Below are 19,492 nucleotides of genomic sequence, written 5' to 3' on the forward strand. Positions count from 1 at the left end.
GATATGCTGGTGCCCTCCCTCTCTCCCTTCCTCTCTCAGGAATCTGATGCGACGCGCCCTCTCTCTGGCCTTCGGGCTTCTTCTCACTCTGTCCCTCGTTCCCGGGGTGCCGATTGCCTCGCACGCGGCGCCGGCGCCTGAGGCTGCCAGCGCGGACCCCGCGGCCAGCCAGCCGGTCTACCGCTTCTGGAGCGCCACGTTCGACAATGCGCACTTCTACACCGCAAACGCCGCGGAAGCGCTGAAGCTCCACACCTCCGACCCGAACTGGAAGTACGAGGGGCAGGACTTCCGCGTGTGGCCCGTCTCGAACGGCGTCTGCCCCGCGGGCACCATCGCGGTGCACAGGTTCTGGTCTTCCGCCTTCGAGTCGCACTTCTACACGACGAGCGCAGACGAGGCAGCCAAGGTGCGCTCCACGGATAAGAACTGGTCCTACGAGGGAACGGCCTTCTGCTCGGCCCCGTCTGCGGGCGCGGGTACGGTTCCGGTGTTCCGATTCTGGAGCCCGAACTTCCGCAAGCACTTCTACACCGCGAACGCGGATGAGGCGCAGCGGCTCCGCTCGTCGGATCGGAACTGGAACTACGAGGGCATCGCCATGTACGCGCCGGCCTCGGGCCCCTCTGTCCCGGACCTGCGAGCTCCGCGGTCGCCCGTCCCTGGCACGTGGAACTGCCCCGCCGGATTCCCGGTGAAGGGGAACCGCTCGAGCTCGGGCGAGTGGATCTATCACGTGCCCGGTGGACAGTTCTACGAGGCGACGAACCCCGAGGAGTGCTTCGCAACCCCCGAGGACGCTCGAGCGGCGGGTTACCGCGCCTCGAAGCGCTGATCCCGTGCATGCCAAGAGGGCGGCTCCTTCGGGAGCCGCCCTCTTCGCATGTCCGTCTCAGCGTCGGACGAGGAACACGTCGACCTCGTCCTCGCTGTCGAGCGCGAATCCCATCCGCTCGTAGAGCCGACGTGCGGGACTGCCCTGCAGCACGTTGAGCCGGAAGGGCCCTGCGTGGTCGAGCGCCGCCGTGAGCACCGCCGTCCCGATTCCGCGCCCCTGCAGGTGCGGCGACAGATAGAAGTGCTCGATCCACGTGCCGTCGGCGGATGGCCGGATCGCGACGGTTCCGGCGTCGGCTCCCTCGACGACGATCACCTTCGTGAGAGCGGGATCGAAGGCGGCGAGGAAGCGCGTGCGCACACGCTCCGGGTCGTAGCGGCCGAGGCGCTCGAGGTCGGCGCGGAGCACGTCGGCCCGCAGTTCGGCGATCCACGCGGCGTCCGACGCGACGGCGGGGCGGAGGGTCCAGCGCATCCCCTCAGCGTAGGGGAGTGCCTCCCGGGACAGCCGAGGCGATCGGCCCGATGGAACGCGCGTCGTACGGTGGCTTCATGAGGAGTGAGATCGAAGCGCACTGGGAGACGACCGGGCGCACCGAGGTCTACGCGGGACGTGTCCGCCTTGTCGACCACGCCGTCGTCCTCCCGGACGGGACGCGAACGCACTACGAGGTCGACGAGAGCATTCCCTTCGCGGTCGCGACGCTCGTCGTCGACGACGGCGACGTCATCCTCACGCGCCAGTACCGGTATCCGCTCGACCGGTGGATCCACGACCTTCCGGGTGGCGCCGGCGCCGCGACCGAGTCGCCGAGCGCTGCCGCGCGCCGCGAGCTCGAGGAGGAGCTCGGTCTCACGCCCCATACGTTGAAGCCCTTGCATACGTTCGCCGTCAATCCCGGGCGCTCCGCGTGGTCCGTCCACCTCTTCTTCTGCGAAGCCTGGACGTCAGTCGGACCCGCGGACGCGTCCGACCCGTCCGAGGAGGTGCGCCTCGTCCGCATGGCGCTGCACGAGCTCGACGCGGCGATCGCGAGCGGCGAGATCGTCGACCCCTCCCTGATCGTGGCCCGCGCGTGCGCGGCCGCGAGCGGGCTTCTGCCACCTCTCGGCGCGACCGCGCAGGACCCGCATCGGGCGGGAGCCGCACCCCGGTGATCCAGTGACGCGCGGCGGCTCGACGACATCCCCTCCTCGCAGCGAAGCGTGTCGGTGACGCCTCGTACCCTGGAATGCGTGCTCGTGGGTGTGATCAGACGAAACGACAGCGGCAAGCTCGAGGCCGAGGCGGAGACGCAGGCGGAGGTCCGCGAGGCACTCGAGGCGCAGGTCCCGGCTGGGCACGTCCTCACGGATGCGACGGTCGCCATGGCCAAGCGCTCGACGCGGATCAGCGCCGTGGGCGTGTACCGCAGCACCGAGATCGCGGAGATCGAGGCCGACGACATGGCGAGTCTCGAGGCGAAGGTGCCCGAGGGATGGTCGCTCCTGTCGGTGCGCCGGCTCTGAGTCCGCATGCGCGAAGGCGCCGCCCGCGAGACCTGCGGGCGGCGCCTTCGCGTCGAGGAGGGCCTCAGCCCAGCGGAACCGAGCCGACGAGGATGCCGACGGCGAGCATGACGAGCGAGACGACCGTCGCGCGCCACAGCACCTTCTTGTGGTGATCGCCGAGGTTGACGTTCGCGAGCGACACGAGCAGCAGGATGGCCGGCACGAGCGGGCTCTGCAGGTGGACCGGCTGCCCGATGACGGATGCGCGGGCCATCTCGGCGGGGGAGATGCCGTACGTCGCCGCACTCTCGGCGAGGATCGGCAGGATGCCGTAGTAGAACGCGTCGTTCGACATGAAGAACGTCATGGGGATCGACAGCAGACCCGTGATCACGGCGAAGAACGGGCCGAGCGCGGGCGGGACGATGTCGACGACCCAGTCCGCCATGGCCGTGACCATGCCCGTGCCATCCAGCACGCCGACGAGCACGCCCGCCGCGAGCACCATCGAGACGACGCCCACGATGCTGGGGGCGTGCGCGACGATCTCGGCGCTCTGCTCCTTGAGCTTCGGGAAGTTCAGGATGAGCGCGATGCCCGTGCCGATCATGAAGACGAACGCGAGGGGCAGGACGTCCATGACGAGCAGGACCATGACCGCGACCGTGAGGGCGAGGTTGAACCAGATGAGCTTCGGGCGCAGGGTGGGACGGTCGGGGCTGAGCATCGTGTCGGCCATCGCCGTATCGCGCTCGTCCTCGGCGATCACGGCTGGCGCCGCGAGGCCCGATCCCTTCACCGTGAGGACGTTCGTCGTGCCGAGCACGGCACGCGCACCGGGCGTTCCGACGCCCGACCGCAGCCGCGGAACGCGCATGCCGAAGCGTCCTGCTCGCGTGCTGCCGCCATCCGCCTGCGACTCGTCGAGCCCGGTGAGGCTGAGCTTGCCGAGGCGGCGGCGCTCCGAGAGCCCGAGCAGCCAGGACAGGCCGAGCGCGACGGCGAGACCCACGGCGAGCGAGGGGATCATCGGGACGAAGACGTCGGTCGGCTGGAGGCCGAGTGCGGTCGCCGCGCGCACGGTCGGACCGCCCCACGGCACGATGTTGAGCGTGCCGTTCATGAGTCCCGCGACGCACGTGAGGACGACCGGGCTCATCCCGAGACGCAGGTAGAGCGGGAGCATCGCCGACGTCGTGATGATGAAGGTCGTGGAGCCGTCGCCGTCGAGCGAGACCGCGCCGGCGAGGAGCGCCGTGCCGAGCACGACCTTGGCGGGGTCGTCGCCGAGCGCGCGGGTGATGAAGCGGATGAGCGGATCGAACAGTCCGACGTCGATCATGATGCCGAAGTACATGATCGCGAACATGAGCAGCGCGGCCGTCGGCGCCATGTCGCCGATGGCCGAGATGACCATGTCGCCGAGGCCGAGCCCGGCGCCCGCGAAGAGCCCGAAGATCGTGGGCACGAGGATGAGCGCGACCATGGGCGTGAGCCGCTTGGTCATGATGAGCACCATGAACGCGAGGATCATGGTGAAACCGAGGATGACGAGCATGTGACGTCCTTGTCGTCGTGTCGCAGCGCGTCGTCGCGTGCGGCGGTGGAGCGTACGCGGCGACGATACGGAATCGGCTCGGCGCACGAGGGGATGCGCGCATTGCGCAGGGATCTGCGCGTTGAGTCGGTTGTGCGCATTCTGCTCGCGCGGCGCGGAGAGGATACTCGACCTATGCGGTTCACGACGCGGGTGTTCGCGATGCAGCTCATCGCCGCCGCGGTCGTCATCGCGGTGTGCGTCTCGGCGTTCGCGCTGCTCGGGATCGGCCAGCTGCGCGACGAGGCGGAGTCGACGGCGCTCGCGGTCGCGCGGACGGTCGCGAGCGACCCCCAGGTGCGGGCGGATGTCGCGTCGTACGCGGGGCGGGAACGGCTGGATGGCGAAGCGCTCGCCGAAGGCGCGCTGCAGGACTATGCGGCTGAGATCGTCGAGCGCACCGAGACGCTCTTCGTCGTCATCGCGAACGACCTCGGCCTCCGGCTCGCGCACCCGGACCCCGCGCTGCTCGGCGAGCGGGTGAGCACCGATTTCACGCGGGTGATCGCGGGCGACGAGGTCGTGGCCTGGGAGCGCGGGACCCTCGGCGAGTCGGTGCGCGCGAAGGTGCCCGTCCGCTCTCCGGATGGCGAGGCGATCGTGGGCGAGGTGAGCGTCGGCTTCGCACCCGCTCGCGTCTTCGCGGATGCTCCTCTGCTCGTGGCGCTCTTCGTCGCGATCGCGGTGGTCGCCCTCGCGGTCGCGGCGCTCGTGTCGACCCTCATCCGCCGACGGCTCGAGCGGCTGACGCGCGGCGTGCAGCCGGAGGAGCTCGGTGGTCTGCTGCAGAGCCGCGCCGCCATCCTCGAGGGCGTGCACGACGGGGTGCTCGCGGTATCGGACGATGGCCGCGTGCGCGCGGCGAACGAGGCCGCCCTCGAGATCGTCGGGGACGCGCAGGCGGTCGGGCGCCGCCTCGAAGAGCTCGATCTGCCGCCGCGGCTGCGGGCCGCGCTCACACGGGCGCTCTACGGCGAGGCATTCGTGACCGGCGAGCTCGTGCTCGCCGACCGTGTCGCCTACGTCGAGGTGCGGCGGGTCCGACACGAGGGGCGCTCGCTCGGCGTCGTCGCCGTGCTGCGGGATAGGACGGATGTCGTCGCGCTCGCGGAGCGCCTCGATGCCGTGCGCGCCGCGACGAACGCCATGCGCGCGCAGCGCCACGAGTTCGCGAACCGGGTGCATGCGGTTCGCGGCATGCTCGCGGCAGGGCGCATCGACGAGGCGCAGGGCCTGCTCGGCGAGTTCGCGGATCGCGGCGCTCTGCCGGAGGAGGCCGGGATCGATGTCGCGGATCCGTTCCTGCGATCCTTCCTCGCGGCCAAGCGGGTCGAAGCGGGGGAGCGGGGCGTCGAGCTGCGGATCGGGGCCGACACCTTCCTCGTCGGGGCGGTCGCCGAGCCAGAGGACGTCGCCGCCGTGCTGGGCAACCTCGTCGACAACGCCGTCACAGCCGCCGCGGCCGGAGCGGAGCCCCGGTGGGTCGAGGTATCGCTCCTCGATGCGGGGGAAGAGCTCGCGGTGACGGTCGTCGACTCCGGGCCGGGCGTCGACGATCCCGAGAGCGTGTTCGAGCGCGCGCGGGCGGCCGAGGACGACGTATCGTCGCGCGTGCACGGCCGCGGGATCGGGCTGCCCCTCGCGCGGCGCTTCACTCGACGGCGCGGCGGCGAGCTGTGGCTGGCCGAGGCGCGCGGCGTCGGGTATGGCGCTGTGTTCGCGGCGCGTCTGCCCGGCGTCATGCGCTCGCGAACGGCCGACGACGGGGAGGATGGGATGACGGCAGAGGGGGACGCGACGTGACCGGCGACATCCGAGTGCTCATCGTCGACGACGACTTCCGCGTGAGCGGCATCCATCGCGACATCGTGGCGGCGCGCGCCGGCTTCGAGGCGCTCCCGCCCGTGCGCGACGCGTCATCGGCGCGCACGGCCATCCGCGACCTCCGTCCGGATCTGCTGCTCCTCGACGTCTACCTGCCGGATGGCGATGGCATCGAGATCGGGCGGGAGTCCGGCATCGATCGCTTCGTGCTGAGTGCGGCCGACGACGTGCCCACCGTCCGCCGCGCGCTCGGCTCCGGTGCGCTGCACTACCTCGTGAAGCCCTTCGATCCGCGGGCGCTGCAGGACCGGCTCGATCGGTACGCCCGGTTCCGCAACCTCCTCGCCTCCGGAAGCGCGACGCAGGAGACGATCGACCGCGCGATGGCCGTGCTGCACGGGGGAGCGGCGACGACGCCTGCCCGCGCCGGCACGCAGCAGCTCATCCTCGACGCGCTCGCCGAGGGGGAGGCCTCGAGCGTCGAGCTCGCCGAGCGCGTGGGGGTCTCGCGCGCGACCGCGCAGCGGCATCTCGCAGAGCTCGCGGCCCGCGGCGCCGTGGAGGTGGCGCTGCAGTACGGATCGGCCGGACGCCCTGAGCACCGGTATCGCGTGAGCTGAGTCCTCCGTCGTCTGGTGTGCTGTCGTCTGGTGTGCTGGGTGGATGTCGGTGGTGTGTGCTAGCGCTCGTCGCAGAAACATCCCGATCAGGGGAAGAAAAGTATTGCGCTTGCCGTATCGATGTTCTATGCTGGCTTTATGGCGAAGGAGCCAGGATTCGAACCTTTCTTCCCGGGCGCGGCGGTCCGGGACGCGCTGACGCGGCTGGAAGGGCTGGCCGAGGGCGTGCGCGGGGTGACGGACGCGGACCTGATCGCGTTCGCGGGGGAGGTCGAGCACCTCGGGCGCACGCTCGATGCGCTGCGCACCCGGGTCGCGGGAGAGATCGATGCCCGCTCCCGCCGCGGTGACGACGACCCGCTCGCGGGCCGGTACGGGTGCCGCACCGGGCTCGAGCTGCTCGAACGGCTCACCGGGGCGTCGAACCGGGAGCTGCGCGGGCGGGTGCGGCTGGATGAAGCCACCCGCACCCGCACCGCCCTGACCGGGGAGGACCTCGATCCCCGGTGCGTGCACGTGGCCGCCGGGCTCGCGTCCGGACTGCTCGGTGTGGAAGCGGCCGCGGGGATCGTGAAGGCCGTCGACACCGCCCGCCGCGGCGGCGGGCATCCCGACCGGGTCGAGCTCATGGAACGCCACCTCGTCGCCCTCGCCACCGGCACCATCACCCCCGACACCGCCCCCGACACGGGCGTTGCCGACGCGGACGCGGCCGACGCGGGCGCGGGGCGGGATCCGCTGGAGGAGCTCGCGCCGGTCCCGCCGCTGTCGGTGGTGAACGTGCACGCGCAGGCGTGGATCGACGTGCTCACCGCAGACGGCACCGAACCCGACCCCGACCGGCCCGAACGCGACCGCACCCTGAACCTCGCCCCCCTGCCCAGCGGAGCCTTCCGGGTCAACGGCACCCTCGTCCCCGAAGCCGGCGCCCTCCTGCAGAACCTCCTCTCCGCCCACACCAACCCCGCCCGCAACGTCACCTTCACCCCCACCACAGACGGCGACACGAACGAAGACGACGCGGGCTCAGGCGAAGTCGATCCGAGCAACGACCCGGGCGCGGATGGCGGGGAGTTCGGTCCGGTCATGCCGGACACCCGCTCGCCGGCGCAGAAGCGGCACGACGCGTTCTTCGCGATGATCCAGGCCGCCTCACGCGCCGCCGAGACCCCCACCCTCGGCGGCGCCGCCCCCACCGTCATGATCCACATCACCGCCGACGACCTCACCACCACAGACACCGACACCGGCCGGCACGGCATCGCGCACCTCGACGGGGTCGACGCGCCCGTCCCCGCGACCGTGGCCCGCCGGATCGGATGCACCGGAGACATCCTCCGCGCCGTGTTCAGCCCCGAAGGGCGCATCCTGGAGCTGCGCAGCATCCAACGCTGCTTCACCCCCACCCAGCGCAAAGCCATCGTCGCCCGCGACGGCGGCTGCATCATCCCCGGCTGCACCATCCCCGCCGCCTGGTGCGAGATCCATCACGTCGAAGACCACGCCCGAGGCGGACCCACCGAAACCGACAACGGCGTCCTGCTCTGCTGGTGGCACCACCACCACCTCGACACCTCCGGCTGGAACATCCACATGCACCACGGCGTGCCCTACATCGTCCCGCCACGATGGATCGACCGCGACTGCACACCCCGCCCCGCACAAGGATCCGCCACCCGCATACGCACCCGCATCCGCCGCACCCTCACCCGCATCCGCACCTGACCCACCACGGAATGGCACAGCGCCGCGGCCGCCGACGAGAGTGTCGGGGACCGCGGGCGCGAGCGCTGAGGCGGGTCAGTCGATGCCGAGGTCGCGGCGCAGCCGCGCGACGTGCCCGGTCGCCTTGACGTTGTAGAGGGCCTTCTCGATGACGCCCTCTTCGTCGAGCACGAACGTCGAGCGGATGACTCCCTCGATGATCCGGCCGTAGCTGTTCTTCTCGCCCCACGTGCCGTACGCATCGTGCACCGCGTGGTCGGGGTCGCTCAGCAGGTCGAAGGTCAGGCCGTCGCGCTCACGGAAGCGGCGCAGCTTCTCGGGCTCGTCGCGCGAGACGCCGACCACCGTGTACCCGGCGCTCTGCAGCGAGCCGAGGCTGTCGCGGAAGTCGCACGCCTGCTTGGCGCATCCGACCGTGAGCGCCTCCGGGTAGAAGTAGAGGACGACCTTCCGCCCGCGGAGGTCGGAGAGCGAGACGCTCTTCTCATCCTGGTCGAGCAGCGTGAAGGCAGGAGCGACGGTACCGGGTTCGAGGCGCGAAGTCATAGGCTTCCCAGCCTAAGCGGCGCCGGCCGGGCGGCCGCTCTGAGCAAGCCAGGCGTCAGACGCACGCCCGGCGCGTCCAACCGCGCGCAGGCGGCCCGGATCGCCCGCGCGAGATGGGGTGGGGTCTGAGCGGCCCGCCCTAGAACAGGTCCTCGAGCTCGACGCGCTCACCCGTCGCATCGGCGATCGCGAGACGCGCGGCGAACCAGCCGGCCATCCCGTGCACGCCCGGGCCGGGAGGGGTCGACGCCGACGCGAGGTAGACGCCCTTCATCGGGGTGCGCCACGGCGAGGTGGAGAGGACGGGGCGGCCGATCAGCTGCCGGAAGGTCACGGCGCCGCCGGCGAAGTCGCCGCCCACGGCCGACGGGTTGTACACGGCGAACTCGGTGGCGGTCGTGGCGTGCGACGCGAGGATGCGGTCGCGGAAGCCGGGTGCGAAGCGCTCGATCTGCCGCGTCACCGTCTCGGTCGCGTCGACGCTCGACCCCGGCGGCACGTGGATGTACGTCCACAGCACGCTCTTGCCCTTCGGAGCGCGCGTGGGGTCCAGGATGGACGGCTGGGCGGCGAGCACGAACGGCCGCTCGGGCACGCGCCCGCGGGCGACGGCGTTCTCGCCCGCCTCGATCTCGGCGCGGGTTCCGCCGATGTGCACGGTGGGGGAGAGGTGCACATCGGGGTGCGCCCACGGCACGGGCCCGTCGAGCGCGAAGTCGACCTTCGAGGCCCCCGGCCCGTACCGGAATCGGCGGATGGCCGCGGCCCAGGAGCCGTGCGCGTCGGGATGCGTGAGCGCGAGACGCGGCGAGGTGTCGAGGACGAGGACGTCGCCGCGCGCCGGGTCGCCCCAGTCGAGCGCGGACAGATCGTCGACACGGCGACCCGTCTCGATCCGGCCGCCGTGCGCGCGCAGATCCTCCGCGAGGGCGTCGGGGATGGCCTGGGCGCCGCCGACGGGGAATCCCCAGCCCCCGGCATGCGCCTGGGAGGCGAGCAGCAGCCCTGCCGCCGACGCGGCGACCGAGGGCAGAGCGGTGTTCGCGTGCGCGATCACGCCCGTGAGGAGCGCGTGCGCCTCCTCGCTGCGGAACGAGTGCCGGCCGAGCGGTGAGCCGAGCTCGAGCGCCCTGAGCCCGAAGCGCACGAAGGTGACCGGATGGCGCGGCACGCGCAGCATCTGATTGCCGGTCACGTCGGCGACTGCGTCGATGTGGCGCGCGAGCGGGCGGAGCATCGCGTTCCACGCCCTGCGGTCGACCCCGAGCCCGTCGGCGGTCCGCGCGATGTCGCGCCAGGCGATCGCGGCGCGGCCGCCGTCGAGCGGATGCGCGTACGACGCGTCGGGAACGAGCCATCCGACCTTCTCGCGCATGCCGAACGCGTCGAAGAAGGGCGAGGTGAACGCGGCCGGATGCACGGCAGAGCACACGTCGTGACGGAACCCCGGGAGCGTGAGCTCGGCCGTGCGGGTTCCGCCGCCGATCCCGGAGTGCGCCTCGATCACGGTGACGTCGAAGCCGGCCCGCGCGAGCGCCACCGCGGCGGAGAGCCCGTTCGGTCCGCTGCCCACCACCGTCGCGCGCCGAGTCGTCATAGGCCCATCCTGCCAGGGGCCCGCGACGGCCGGGCCGCCGAGGTCAGACGAACGCGCTCATCCCGGTGAGGTCGCGGCCGAGCAGCAGCGCCTGGACGCTCTCGGTGCCCTCGTAGGTGTGGATCGCCTCGATGTCGGCGAGATGCTGCATGACGACGTTCTCGAGGAGGATGCCGTTCCCGCCGAGCATGTCGCGCGCGGTCCGGGCGACATCGCGCGCCGTCCGCGTGCAGTGGTACTTCGCGAGCGACGCCTGCGTCGCGCGCATGCCGCCGGCCGCCTCGAGGTCGGCGAGGCGGCGCAGGAACAGCTGCATCGACGTGAGCTGGGCGAGCATCTGCGTCAGGCGCTCCTGCACCATCTGGAAGCGCGCGAGCGGGCGGCCGAACTGCTCGCGCTGCGTCGAGTACGAGAGGGCGGCCTCGAAGCAGGCCGTCGCGTGGCCGAGCGCCGACCAGGCGACCCCCGAGCGGGTCGCGAAGAGCACCGTCGTCGCGTCCTTGAACGAGTGCGCGCCCGGGAGCACGGCGTCGGCCGGCACCCGCACGTCGTCGAGGCGGATGTGCGCCTGATGGATGGCGCGCAGCGCGACCTTGCCCGCGATGACGTCGGCGGCATAGCCTGGCGCGTCCTGCTCCACGAGGAAGCACCGGACGGCGCCATGGTCGGGGTCGCCTTCGTCATCCACGCGCGCCCAGACGAACGTGATGCCGCCCGATGCGCCGTTGCCGATCCACTTCTTGGCGCCGCGCAGCACCCACCCGTCGCCGTCTCGACGCGCGACGGTCTCGAGCGACGTCGAATCCGATCCGTGATCGGGCTCCGTCAGCGCGAAGGAGCCGAGCACCTCGCCCGTCTGCAGCGGCCCGAGCCAGCGCTCCTGCTGCGCCTCGCTGCCGAACAGCGCGAGCGTGCGGAGGGCGAGCCCGCCCTGGACGGCGAGGATCGTTCCGAGCGAGCCGTCGTGCCGAGACATCTCCATGTTGACCAGCCCCGCGGCCAGCGGCGACAGGCGGGGGATGGCCGGATGATCGATGCCGTCCGCGTAGAGGCTGGCGGCTCCCAGCTCAGGCAGGACCTCGAGCGGATACTCCGCGCGCTCCCACGCCTCGCGCATGCGGGGAGCGAGGCGCTGCCCGATCTCGCGCGCGCGGGACCAGACCTCGCGGTCTTCGCCCGAGACATCCGAGAACACCGCGTAGTAGTCGATGTCCAGAACCTTCGCGACGTCGTACGTCGACACCTTCTCGCCGGGGAGGAGCTCCGTTGCCATGGCGACAGGCTAGGCAGGGGCCCCGCCCGGGATCATCTAAGCTGGAGGAAGTCTTCAAAAAGGAGCAGAGATGTTCATCGTCGCTTTGGTTCTCTTCCTCGGCGGGCTGGCGCTGTTCGGCGTCGCCTTCATGGTGCCGGCGTTCCAGGCCCTGGTGTTCGCGGCGGGCATCCTGCTCGTGTGCCTCGCCATGGCCCTGCCCATGCACACCAAGGCGAGGTAGCACCGCCCTCCCTCCGCGTGCAGGCGGCTCCGGATGATCCGGGGCCGCCTTCTTCATGCCCGCTCGCGCCGCTCACCGGGAGGCCCGCAGGGAGCGGTCACCGCGCGGTAGTAGGCTTGAGCATCGGTCGAGATCTCTCGACGTCGAGACGTTTCCACGCGTCTTGTCCCGTGGCCCCATCGAAGGAATGCAACGTGGATCTGTACGAGTACCAGGCTCGAGACCTTTTTGAGAAGTACGAGGTGCCGGTGCTCGCCGGCATCGTCGCGGACACCCCCGAGGAGGTGAAGGCGGCAGCCGAGAAGATCGGCGGCGTCGTGGTGGTCAAGGCCCAGGTCAAGACCGGCGGGCGCGGGAAGGCCGGCGGCGTCAAGGTCGCGAAGACCCCCGACGAGGCATACGAGGCCGCGAAGGCCATCCTCGGCCTCGACATCAAGGGCCACATCGTCAAGCGCGTGATGGTCGCGCAGGGCGCCGACATCGCGCGCGAGTTCTACTTCTCGGTCCTCCTCGACCGCGCCAACCGCTCCTACCTGTCGCTCGCGAGCGTCGAGGGCGGCATGGAGATCGAGCAGCTCGCCGTCGAGAAGCCCGAGGCGCTCGCGCGCGTCGAGGTGAACCCGCTGCGCGGTATCGACAAGGAGAAGGCCGTCGAGATCGCCCGCGCGGGCGGCTGGGACGAGGAGCTCGTCGAGAAGGTCGCCGACGTGTTCGTCAAGCTCTACGAGGTCTACAAGACCGAGGGTGCGACGCTCGTCGAGGTGAACCCGCTCGTGCTCACCGGCGCCGGCGACATCGTCGCCCTCGACGGCAAGGTCTCGCTCGACGACAACGCGAGCGAGGTGCGCCACCCCGAGCACGAGGAGCTCGAGGACAAGGAGGCGGCCGACCCGCTCGAGGCGAAGGCCAAGGCCAACGGCCTCAACTACGTCAAGCTCGACGGCCAGGTCGGCATCATCGGCAACGGCGCGGGCCTCGTCATGTCGACGCTCGACGTCGTCGCGTACGCGGGCGAGAAGCACGGCGGCGTGAAGCCCGCCAACTTCCTCGACATCGGCGGCGGCGCGAACGCGCAGGTCATGGCCAACGGCCTCGACGTCATCCTCGGCGACGAGCAGGTCAAGAGCGTCTTCGTCAACGTCTTCGGCGGCATCACGTCGTGCGTCGCCGTGGCGGAGGGCATCGTGAAGGCCCTCGAGATCCTCGGGGACCACGCCACCAAGCCGCTCGTGGTGCGCCTCGACGGCAACCAGGTCGAAGAGGGCCGCGCGATCCTGCAGGGGGCCAACCACCCGCTGGTCACGCTCGCGGCCGGCATGGACGAGGGCGCCGACAAGGCCGCCGAGCTGGCGAACGCCTGAGCCGGGAAAGGGACTAGAGACATGTCGATCTACCTCAACAAGGACTCCAAGGTCATCGTCCAGGGCATCACGGGCGGCGAGGGCACCAAGCACACCGCCCTCATGCTCAAGGCCGGCACGAACATCGTCGGCGGCGTGAACGCCCGCAAGGCAGGCACCACCGTCACGCACGAGAAGCCCGGCGAGGGCGAGGTCGAGCTCCCCGTCTTCGGATCGGTCGCCGAGGCGATCGAGAAGACCGGCGCCGACGTGTCGATCGCGTTCGTGCCGCCCGCGTTCACGAAGGACGCCATGGTCGAGGCCATCGACGCCGAGATCCCCCTCCTCGTCGTGATCACCGAGGGCGTGCCCGTCGGCGACACCGCGGAGGCGTGGGCGTACGCGATCGAGAAGGGCAACAAGACCCGCATCATCGGCCCGAACTGCCCCGGCATCATCACGCCGGGCGAGTCGCTCGTCGGCATCACGCCCGCGAACATCACGGGCAAGGGCCCGATCGGCCTCGTCTCGAAGTCGGGCACGCTGACCTACCAGATGATGTTCGAGCTGCGCGACCTCGGCTTCTCGACGGCCATCGGCATCGGCGGCGACCCCGTCATCGGCACGACGCACATCGACGCCCTCGAGGCGTTCGAAGCCGACCCCGAGACGAAGGCGATCGTCATGATCGGCGAGATCGGCGGCGACGCCGAGGAGCGCGCGGCCGAGTTCATCAAGGCGAACGTCACGAAGCCGGTCGTCGGCTACGTCGCGGGCTTCACCGCCCCCGAGGGCAAGACGATGGGCCACGCGGGCGCGATCGTGTCCGGCTCGGCCGGCACCGCGCAGGCGAAGAAGGAGGCCCTCGAGGCCGCCGGCGTCAAGGTCGGGAAGACCCCGAGCGAGACGGCCGCCCTCATGCGCGAGATCATCGAGTCCCTGTAATACTCAGCGAGCGCAGCGAGCCGCCTCCGGTCGTTGAGCGAGCGCAGCGAGTCGAAACGCAGCGAGCCGCCCCCGGGATCATCCCGGGGGCGGCTCTCTGCATTCAGTCGTCGACGCGGTTGCCCTGCGCATCCCAGTGCTCGGCGACCTTCTTCGAGGGCTGCACGCGCGGCGGCTCGCCGGGCATCTTCGGGAAGTCGGGCGGGAACGGCAGCTCGCCGAGGCCGTCGGTGAGGTCGCGCTCCCACCACTCGAGGAGCGTGTCGATGCGGGCGGGCGCATCGCCGAACGCGGCCCACGGGTCGCCGACCTCCTCGAGGCGCCGGGGCACGGTGCGCACGGTGAGCGCGAGCGGATCGACGTCGTCGAGCTCGTCCCAGGAGAGCGGCGTCGACACGGTCGCCTGCGGGAGCGCCCGCGGGCTGTAGGCGCCCGCCATCGTGCGGTCGCGGTTGGCCTGGTTGAAGTCGATGAAGACGCGCTCGCCGCGCTCCTCCTTCCACCAGCTCATCGTCACGCGCGACGGATGGCGCCGCTCGAGCTCGCGCCCCGCGGCGATCACCGCGTGGCGCACCTCGAGGAACTCCCACCGAGGCTCGATCGGGCAGAAGAGGTGGATCCCGCGGCTGCCGCTCGTCTTGATCCACGACGTGAGGCCGGCTTCGTCGAGCACCTCGCGCATCGCGTGCGCCGCGAAGGCGACGTCGGCGAAGTCGGTGCCCGGCTGCGGGTCGAGGTCGATCCGCAGCTCGATGGGATGGTCGGCGTCGCTCGCGAGAGACGCCCACGGGTGGAACACGACGGTGTTCATCTGCGCGGCCCACACGGCCGACGCCGGCTCGGTGAGGACGAGCTGCGGATGGCGCCTGCCGCTGTTGTACGTCACGGGCACCGACTCGACGTAGGCGGGTGCGCCCTTGGGCGGGTTCTTCGAGAAGAAGCTCTCGCCGTCGACGGACCCGGGGAAGCGCTCGAGCGACACGGGCCGATGGCCGCTGTGCGCGAGGAACGGGCCCGACACCGCGATGAGGTACTCCGCGAGGTTGCGCTTGGTCACCCCGGCCTCGGGCCACACGACGCGCCCCGGGCTCGACAGGCTCACCTCGCGGTCGCCATCCGGTCCGGGGATCGTGAGCGTGACGCGCTCGGAGGCCACAGCGCGCCTACTCGCCGAAGCCCGACGCGACGAGGTCGCGGATGGCCGAGATCGCGCGCTCCGCGTCGGGCCCGTCGGCGGTCACGTCGATCGTGTCGCCCTTGCGGGCGCCGAGCGCCATGAGTCCGACGAGGCTGCGCCCGTCGACGGCGGGCTTCGTGGCGGTGCCGATGCGGACGACCGCGTCGAGGCCGCGCAGGGCGCCCGCGAGCGCGGCCGCCGGCCGCGCATGGAGCCCGATCTCGTTCGTCAGCAGGAACGACTCCGAGTGCCCCGTGGGCTTCTCCTCAGCGGGGACGGACTCGCCCTCCACGCCGAGGTGCCGCAGCTTGGCGTCGAGGGCGCGGCGCGCCTCGCGCTCGACCTCGACGAGGTCGCCGCCCGCGCCGGCTCGCGCCACCGCGGCGACGAGGCCCTCCACGAGCGGAGCCGCAGCGAGTCGCACCGGCCCCTCGGCGGCGCCCGCGAGATCGAAGGCGAGCTCGGCGCTGAGGATGGCCGATCCCAGGTCCGTGAAGACGAGAGTGCCGTCGGGCGAGGCGACCGACTCGATCGCCCGCGCGATGAGCGCGGCATCCGTGCCCATCCCGCCCTCCGCCGTTCCGGCCGCGACGGCGATCCGGGGCGCCACAGGGCCGGCCATCTCGCTCGCGAGCGCGACAGCCGCCTCCGCGAGGGCGACGCTGTGCGAGACCACGACGAAGCCGATCATGCCGAGACCTCCTCCGCCGCCGCGGCGAGCGCCTCGAACAGGAGCGCGGTCGAGACCGAACCGGGGTCGAGGTGCCCCGCGCTGCGTTCGCCGAGATAGCTCGCGCGTCCCTTGCGTGCGACGAGCGGCTCGGTCGCGTCGCTTCCCGCCCGCGCGGCTTGCGCGGCCGAGCGCGCGGCGGAGACGAGGTCGGATGGGCCCGCCTCGAACGCGTCGACCGCCGGGGCCATCGCGTCGATCATCGTCTTGTCGCCGGGCTCCGCCTTGCCGCGCGACACGACGCCCTCGAGGCCCGCGCGCAGCGCGGCGGCGAGCGCGGGGCCATCCAGCTCGGCGCCGTCGCCGCCGCTCGCGCCGAAGCGCAGGAAGAAGGTGCCGTACAGCGGGCCGCTCGCACCGCCCACGGTCGAGACGAGCGCCATCCCCACCGCCTTCCCGAACTCGCCGACGGTCGTGGGCGTCGCCGACTCGAGCTTCGCGACGGCCGCCGCGGTGCCGCGCGCCATGTTCGCACCGTGGTCGGCGTCGCCGATCGCGGAGTCGAGCGCCGTCAGCCGCTCCTGCTCGTCCGAGATGCGATCGCGGAAGAGCGCGACCCAGCGTCCGAGCGCTGCGATGTCGAACGCCATCCGATCACCGCCCCCAGCGCAGGCCGGGCGTCTCGACGGGCGCGTCCCACAGACGCAGCATCTCGTCGTCGGCGCGCAGGAGCGTGAGCGAGCATCCCGCCATGTCGAGCGACGTGATGTAGTCGCCCACGAGGGTGCGTGCGACGCGCACGCCCGCCTTCTCGAGCAGCTTCGCGACCTCGCCGTACATGAGGTAGAGCTCGAGAAGCGGGGAGCCGCCCATGCCGTTCAGCATCGCGATCACCGGCCCGCCCGCCGCGTCGAAGTCGTGGAGGATCGGGTCGACGAGCATCTCGGCGATCTCCGGTGCGGGCGCGACCTTCACGCGGCGTCGCCCTGGCTCGCCGTGGATGCCGATGCCGATCTCCATCTCGTCGTCGGGCAGGTCGAACGTGGGCTTGCCCGCCGCGGGCACCGTGCAGCTCGTGAGCGCCATGCCCATCGAGCGTCCCTGCGCCGACACCGCCTCCGCGATCCGCACGACCTCGTCGAGGGGCGCGCCCTCCTCGGCGGCAGCGCCCACGATCTTCTCGAGGAGCACCGTGAGGCCCACCCCGCGGCGCCCGGCCGTGTAGAGCGAGTCCTCCACCGCGACGTCGTCGTGCACGAGGACGGACGCGACCTCCGCCTCCGCGAGCTCGGCCGCCATCTCGAAGTTCATGACGTCGCCCGTGTAGTTCTTCACGATGTGCAGCACGCCCGCGCCGCGATCGACCGCGCTCGTGGCCGCCAGCACCTGGTCGGGGGTGGGGGAGGTGAACACCTCGCCCGCGCACGCCGCGTCGAGCATCCCGTAGCCGACGTAGCCGCCGTGCAGCGGCTCATGTCCCGATCCGCCGCCCGACACGAGCGCCACCTTGCCTGCGTCCTTGGGTGTCGCGCGGAGGACGACCCGGTTCTCGTGGTCCACGCGGAGCTGCGGCAGGGCCGCCTCCATGCCGACCAGGGCATCTGTGACGACCGCCGCGGTGTCGCCGATCAGCTTCTTCATCGCCTGCTCCTCCGAGCCCATCCGGACATCCCTGCTCCCTCGCGTCGATGCCAGCGCCAGCCGTGTACGCCTCACTATCGGCAGGACGATCGCGGGGTGTCAAGGGGAGGGGACGGATGTGCATGCGGATGGCCGGAGCCGATGGCCCGAGGGGATCGTAGGCTCGGAGCATGCCGCTTCAGGGAGAGTACGCACCGAGCACATCCGAATGGGCACGTCAGCAGGCCGAGGCCTACGAGGCGTCGAACGGCGCCGAGGCCTCCGTCCTGCCGGGCACGTCCTGGCCGATCGTCGTCGTGACGAACGTCGGCGCCCGCAGCGGGAAGCTGCACAAGACGGCCCTCATGCGCGTCGAGCACGAGGGCGTCTACGCGCTCGTCGCCTCGAAGGGCGGGGCGCCGAAGCCGCCCGCGTGGTACTTCAACATCGCCGCGCACCCGCACGTCGAGCTGCAGGACGGCGCCGTGAAGCGCGACTACCTCGCGCGCGAGCTCGACGTCGACAGCGACGAGTACGCCCAGTGGTGGGAGCGCGCCGTCGCGGCGTACCCGCCGTACGCCGAGTACCAGGAGCGCACGGAGCGCCGGATCGCGGTCTTCGTCCTCGAGCCGATCGCGGCGTAGCGCGGCCCCGGCGCGGGTCCGGGGATCTCCCGGGGCCCGCGGGTAGGGTCGTGACGCCATGCATCGGATCCTCATCGCCCTGCTCGCCGCGTTCGACGCGCTCGTGGCGGCGCTGGTCGGCCTCGCCGTCGTCCTCGCGCCGCTGACGCTCCTGTGGACGTTCACGTTCGGCCTGACGGCCGACTGGGCAGGCCTGTGGCCGACGACAGCGCGGATCTGGCAGCTCGGCAACCTCGTCCCGCTGTCTCTCGCGTTCGACGAGGACGCCGTCGTGGCGCTCGGCCTGCCCGACGAGGCGGCCACCTTCACGCTGACCCTCGCTCCGCTCGCGTTCGCGGTCTTCGCGGCGTTCTTCGCGGCCCGCTCCGGCCGTCGCGCCGTCCGCTCGGGCGCCGGAACGGTCGGCGTCCTCGCGGGCATCGCGATGACCGCGATCATCGCGGCGGTCGTTCTCGCGACCTCGGGGAGCGAGCTCGCACGCGTCGAGGCCTGGCAGGCTGTGCTCCTGCCGACCGCCGTCTACGCGGTCGGGGCGGCCGCCGGCGCGTGGGCCGAGGGCTGGAGCGAGGGCGACGGCGGCCTCGCGGACCTCGTGCACGAGCGGGTCGACGGATGGTCGTCGAAGTGGCGCGAGATCCCCACGCTCGCGGTGCGCGGCGGCGCCGTCGCCCTCGCTGCCGTCGTCGGCGCCGCCGCGCTCGCGGTCGTCGTGGCCGTGCTCGTCCGCGCGGACGCCGTCGTCGCCCTCTTCGAGCAGGCGCAGGTCGACGCCCTCGGCGCGACCGCCGTCGCGCTCGCGCAGGTCGCGTACCTGCCGACGCTCATCGGCTGGGCCGTGTCCTGGATCGCGGGGCCGGGCTTCGCGGTCGGCGCGGCGACCACGGTCTCCCCGGCCGGCACGCAGCTCGGCGTCGTGCCCGGCATCCCGATGCTCGGCCTCCTCCCGGAGCAGGGCTCGGGATGGCTGCTGCTCGTCGCGCTCCTGCCCGTCGCGGCGGGCGCGCTGGCCGGGTGGCACGTGCGCTCGGCGCTCGCGGCGGAGTGGGAGATCGAACGCCCCGAGGACGAGGACCATCCCTCGCCGCACGAGCCGGTGTCGCCTCGGGTCGTGCTCGCGATCGCCATCGCCGCCATCGCGGGAGCCGGGGCGGCCGGCATCGCGGCTCTCTCATCGGGATCCATCGGCCCTGGGCGGCTCGCGACCGTCGGCCCCGATCCCGGTCCGGTCGCCCTCGCGGTGGGCCTCGAGGTGCTCGTCGGCGCGGCCATCCTGCTCCTCTCGCCCCGCCCGCACGGGCATGCCGCCGGGACGGCGGACGGGGCGGCCGTGCTCGCCGACGGGGACGAACTCGCGCGCCGGTAG

The 19,492-nt window shown here is 71.8% G+C and carries 20 protein-coding genes; 11 read left to right on the plus strand and 9 right to left on the minus strand.

All coding sequences use genetic code 11. The annotated features are described in order from the left end of the window. Positions 1-106 precede the first annotated feature (106 nt). Positions 107-835 carry a sunset domain-containing protein gene (locus GC092_RS03920; protein WP_324014155.1) on the plus strand — a complete coding sequence of 243 codons (729 nt, stop codon included), beginning with the start codon at positions 107-109 and terminating at the stop codon, positions 833-835. A gap of 57 nt (positions 836-892) precedes the next feature. Here the strand turns inward: GC092_RS03920 and GC092_RS03925 are convergent, their stop codons facing one another. Beyond that, positions 893-1,312 carry a GNAT family N-acetyltransferase gene (locus tag GC092_RS03925; protein WP_324014156.1) on the minus strand — a complete coding sequence of 140 codons (420 nt, stop codon included), beginning with the start codon at positions 1,310-1,312 and terminating at the stop codon, positions 893-895. A 77-nt stretch (positions 1,313-1,389) separates the two neighbouring features. On the opposite strand from GC092_RS03925, the gene GC092_RS03930 reads away from it, so the two are divergent. Then, positions 1,390-1,995 carry an NUDIX hydrolase gene (locus GC092_RS03930; RefSeq protein ID WP_324014157.1) on the plus strand — a complete coding sequence of 202 codons (606 nt, stop codon included), beginning with the start codon at positions 1,390-1,392 and terminating at the stop codon, positions 1,993-1,995. A gap of 78 nt (positions 1,996-2,073) precedes the next feature. Further along, positions 2,074-2,346: a hypothetical protein gene (locus GC092_RS03935; protein WP_310089637.1), complete on the plus strand. Its 273-nt coding sequence runs from the start codon at positions 2,074-2,076 to the stop codon at positions 2,344-2,346. Positions 2,347-2,410: 64 nt separating this feature from the next. On the opposite strand, the gene GC092_RS03940 is transcribed toward GC092_RS03935, so the two are convergent. Continuing rightward, positions 2,411-3,886: a CitMHS family transporter gene (locus tag GC092_RS03940; protein WP_324014158.1), complete on the minus strand. Its 1,476-nt coding sequence runs from the start codon at positions 3,884-3,886 to the stop codon at positions 2,411-2,413. A gap of 174 nt (positions 3,887-4,060) precedes the next feature. Between GC092_RS03940 and GC092_RS03945 the strand changes: the two genes are divergently transcribed. From GC092_RS03945 to GC092_RS03955, 3 genes are all read left to right on the plus strand, one after another. Next, positions 4,061-5,728, plus strand: coding sequence for a sensor histidine kinase (locus GC092_RS03945; protein ID WP_324014159.1), 1,668 nt, complete (start codon positions 4,061-4,063; stop codon positions 5,726-5,728). Then, positions 5,725-6,369 carry a response regulator gene (locus GC092_RS03950; RefSeq protein ID WP_324014160.1) on the plus strand — a complete coding sequence of 215 codons (645 nt, stop codon included), beginning with the start codon at positions 5,725-5,727 and terminating at the stop codon, positions 6,367-6,369. The genes GC092_RS03945 and GC092_RS03950 overlap by 4 nt, the downstream gene beginning before the upstream one ends. 138 nt (positions 6,370-6,507) lie before the next feature. Beyond that, a complete protein-coding gene (locus tag GC092_RS03955; RefSeq protein WP_324014161.1) occupies positions 6,508-8,094 on the plus strand; it encodes an HNH endonuclease signature motif containing protein in 1,587 nt (528 codons plus the stop codon). A gap of 75 nt (positions 8,095-8,169) precedes the next feature. Here GC092_RS03955 and bcp read toward each other — a convergent pair whose 3' ends face one another. The 3 genes from bcp to GC092_RS03970 form a co-directional block, all read right to left on the minus strand. Then, positions 8,170-8,640 carry a thioredoxin-dependent thiol peroxidase gene (gene bcp, locus GC092_RS03960; RefSeq protein WP_282980312.1) on the minus strand — a complete coding sequence of 157 codons (471 nt, stop codon included), beginning with the start codon at positions 8,638-8,640 and terminating at the stop codon, positions 8,170-8,172. A 139-nt stretch (positions 8,641-8,779) separates the two neighbouring features. Next, the gene (locus tag GC092_RS03965; RefSeq protein ID WP_324014162.1) at positions 8,780-10,237 is read right to left on the minus strand and encodes a phytoene desaturase family protein; all 1,458 of its coding nucleotides are present in this window, start codon (positions 10,235-10,237) and stop codon (positions 8,780-8,782) included. Positions 10,238-10,280: 43 nt separating this feature from the next. After that, positions 10,281-11,510, minus strand: coding sequence for an acyl-CoA dehydrogenase family protein (locus GC092_RS03970; RefSeq protein ID WP_324014163.1), 1,230 nt, complete (start codon positions 11,508-11,510; stop codon positions 10,281-10,283). Between the two features lie 70 nt (positions 11,511-11,580). Here GC092_RS03970 and GC092_RS03975 point away from each other — a divergent pair, with 70 nt between their 5' ends. From GC092_RS03975 to sucD, 3 genes are all read left to right on the plus strand, one after another. After that, complete coding sequence (locus tag GC092_RS03975; RefSeq protein WP_271174534.1) at positions 11,581-11,733, plus strand: hypothetical protein; 153 nt, start codon at positions 11,581-11,583, stop codon at positions 11,731-11,733. A gap of 194 nt (positions 11,734-11,927) precedes the next feature. After that, complete coding sequence (sucC, locus tag GC092_RS03980; RefSeq protein ID WP_271174533.1) at positions 11,928-13,094, plus strand: ADP-forming succinate--CoA ligase subunit beta; 1,167 nt, start codon at positions 11,928-11,930, stop codon at positions 13,092-13,094. A 21-nt stretch (positions 13,095-13,115) separates the two neighbouring features. Beyond that, a complete protein-coding gene (gene sucD, locus GC092_RS03985) occupies positions 13,116-14,018 on the plus strand; it encodes a succinate--CoA ligase subunit alpha (protein ID WP_271174532.1) in 903 nt (300 codons plus the stop codon). Between the two features lie 103 nt (positions 14,019-14,121). Here the strand turns inward: sucD and ligD are convergent, their stop codons facing one another. From ligD to dhaK, 4 genes are read right to left on the minus strand one after another with little or no spacing between them, the layout of a single operon-like run. Next, positions 14,122-15,174 (minus strand): non-homologous end-joining DNA ligase, encoded by a 1,053-nt coding sequence (gene ligD / locus GC092_RS03990; protein ID WP_324014164.1) that lies wholly within the window; start codon positions 15,172-15,174, stop codon positions 14,122-14,124. Between the two features lie 7 nt (positions 15,175-15,181). Further along, entirely contained in the window at positions 15,182-15,886 is a 705-nt protein-coding gene (gene dhaM / locus GC092_RS03995; RefSeq protein WP_324014165.1) for a dihydroxyacetone kinase phosphoryl donor subunit DhaM, read from the minus strand. Further along, entirely contained in the window at positions 15,883-16,515 is a 633-nt protein-coding gene (dhaL, locus tag GC092_RS04000) for a dihydroxyacetone kinase subunit DhaL (RefSeq protein ID WP_324014166.1), read from the minus strand. The genes dhaM and dhaL overlap by 4 nt, the downstream gene beginning before the upstream one ends. Positions 16,516-16,519: 4 nt before the next feature. After that, positions 16,520-17,506 (minus strand): dihydroxyacetone kinase subunit DhaK, encoded by a 987-nt coding sequence (gene dhaK, locus GC092_RS04005; RefSeq protein WP_271174528.1) that lies wholly within the window; start codon positions 17,504-17,506, stop codon positions 16,520-16,522. Positions 17,507-17,676: 170 nt separating this feature from the next. On the opposite strand from dhaK, the gene GC092_RS04010 reads away from it, so the two are divergent. Together GC092_RS04010 and GC092_RS04015 are read left to right on the plus strand one after the other, a co-directional pair. Then, positions 17,677-18,129 carry a nitroreductase family deazaflavin-dependent oxidoreductase gene (locus GC092_RS04010; protein WP_282980299.1) on the plus strand — a complete coding sequence of 151 codons (453 nt, stop codon included), beginning with the start codon at positions 17,677-17,679 and terminating at the stop codon, positions 18,127-18,129. Positions 18,130-18,187: 58 nt separating this feature from the next. Beyond that, on the plus strand, positions 18,188-19,492 hold the full coding sequence (locus GC092_RS04015; protein WP_324014167.1) for a cell division protein PerM: 1,305 nt from the start codon (positions 18,188-18,190) through the stop codon (positions 19,490-19,492).

Origin of the sequence: Microbacterium sp. JZ37, assembly GCF_035188445.1 — a bacterium.
In the GTDB taxonomy this organism is placed as follows: domain Bacteria; phylum Actinomycetota; class Actinomycetes; order Actinomycetales; family Microbacteriaceae; genus Microbacterium; species Microbacterium barkeri.

Coding starts and splice junctions, on each gene's coding strand:
- dhaM (WP_324014165.1), bottom strand. CDS start 15,886: ATGATCGGCTTCGTCGTGGTCTCGCACAGCGTCGCCCTCGCGGAGGCG.
- GC092_RS03945 (WP_324014159.1), top strand. CDS start 4,061: ATGCGGTTCACGACGCGGGTGTTCGCGATGCAGCTCATCGCCGCCGCG.
- GC092_RS03975 (WP_271174534.1), top strand. CDS start 11,581: ATGTTCATCGTCGCTTTGGTTCTCTTCCTCGGCGGGCTGGCGCTGTTC.
- GC092_RS03970 (WP_324014163.1), bottom strand. CDS start 11,510: ATGGCAACGGAGCTCCTCCCCGGCGAGAAGGTGTCGACGTACGACGTC.
- GC092_RS03925 (WP_324014156.1), bottom strand. CDS start 1,312: ATGCGCTGGACCCTCCGCCCCGCCGTCGCGTCGGACGCCGCGTGGATC.
- GC092_RS04010 (WP_282980299.1), top strand. CDS start 17,677: ATGCCGCTTCAGGGAGAGTACGCACCGAGCACATCCGAATGGGCACGT.
- GC092_RS03940 (WP_324014158.1), bottom strand. CDS start 3,886: ATGCTCGTCATCCTCGGTTTCACCATGATCCTCGCGTTCATGGTGCTC.
- dhaK (WP_271174528.1), bottom strand. CDS start 17,506: ATGAAGAAGCTGATCGGCGACACCGCGGCGGTCGTCACAGATGCCCTG.
- dhaL (WP_324014166.1), bottom strand. CDS start 16,515: ATGGCGTTCGACATCGCAGCGCTCGGACGCTGGGTCGCGCTCTTCCGC.
- GC092_RS03965 (WP_324014162.1), bottom strand. CDS start 10,237: ATGACGACTCGGCGCGCGACGGTGGTGGGCAGCGGACCGAACGGGCTC.
- bcp (WP_282980312.1), bottom strand. CDS start 8,640: ATGACTTCGCGCCTCGAACCCGGTACCGTCGCTCCTGCCTTCACGCTG.
- GC092_RS04015 (WP_324014167.1), top strand. CDS start 18,188: ATGCATCGGATCCTCATCGCCCTGCTCGCCGCGTTCGACGCGCTCGTG.
- sucD (WP_271174532.1), top strand. CDS start 13,116: ATGTCGATCTACCTCAACAAGGACTCCAAGGTCATCGTCCAGGGCATC.
- GC092_RS03955 (WP_324014161.1), top strand. CDS start 6,508: ATGGCGAAGGAGCCAGGATTCGAACCTTTCTTCCCGGGCGCGGCGGTC.
- GC092_RS03930 (WP_324014157.1), top strand. CDS start 1,390: ATGAGGAGTGAGATCGAAGCGCACTGGGAGACGACCGGGCGCACCGAG.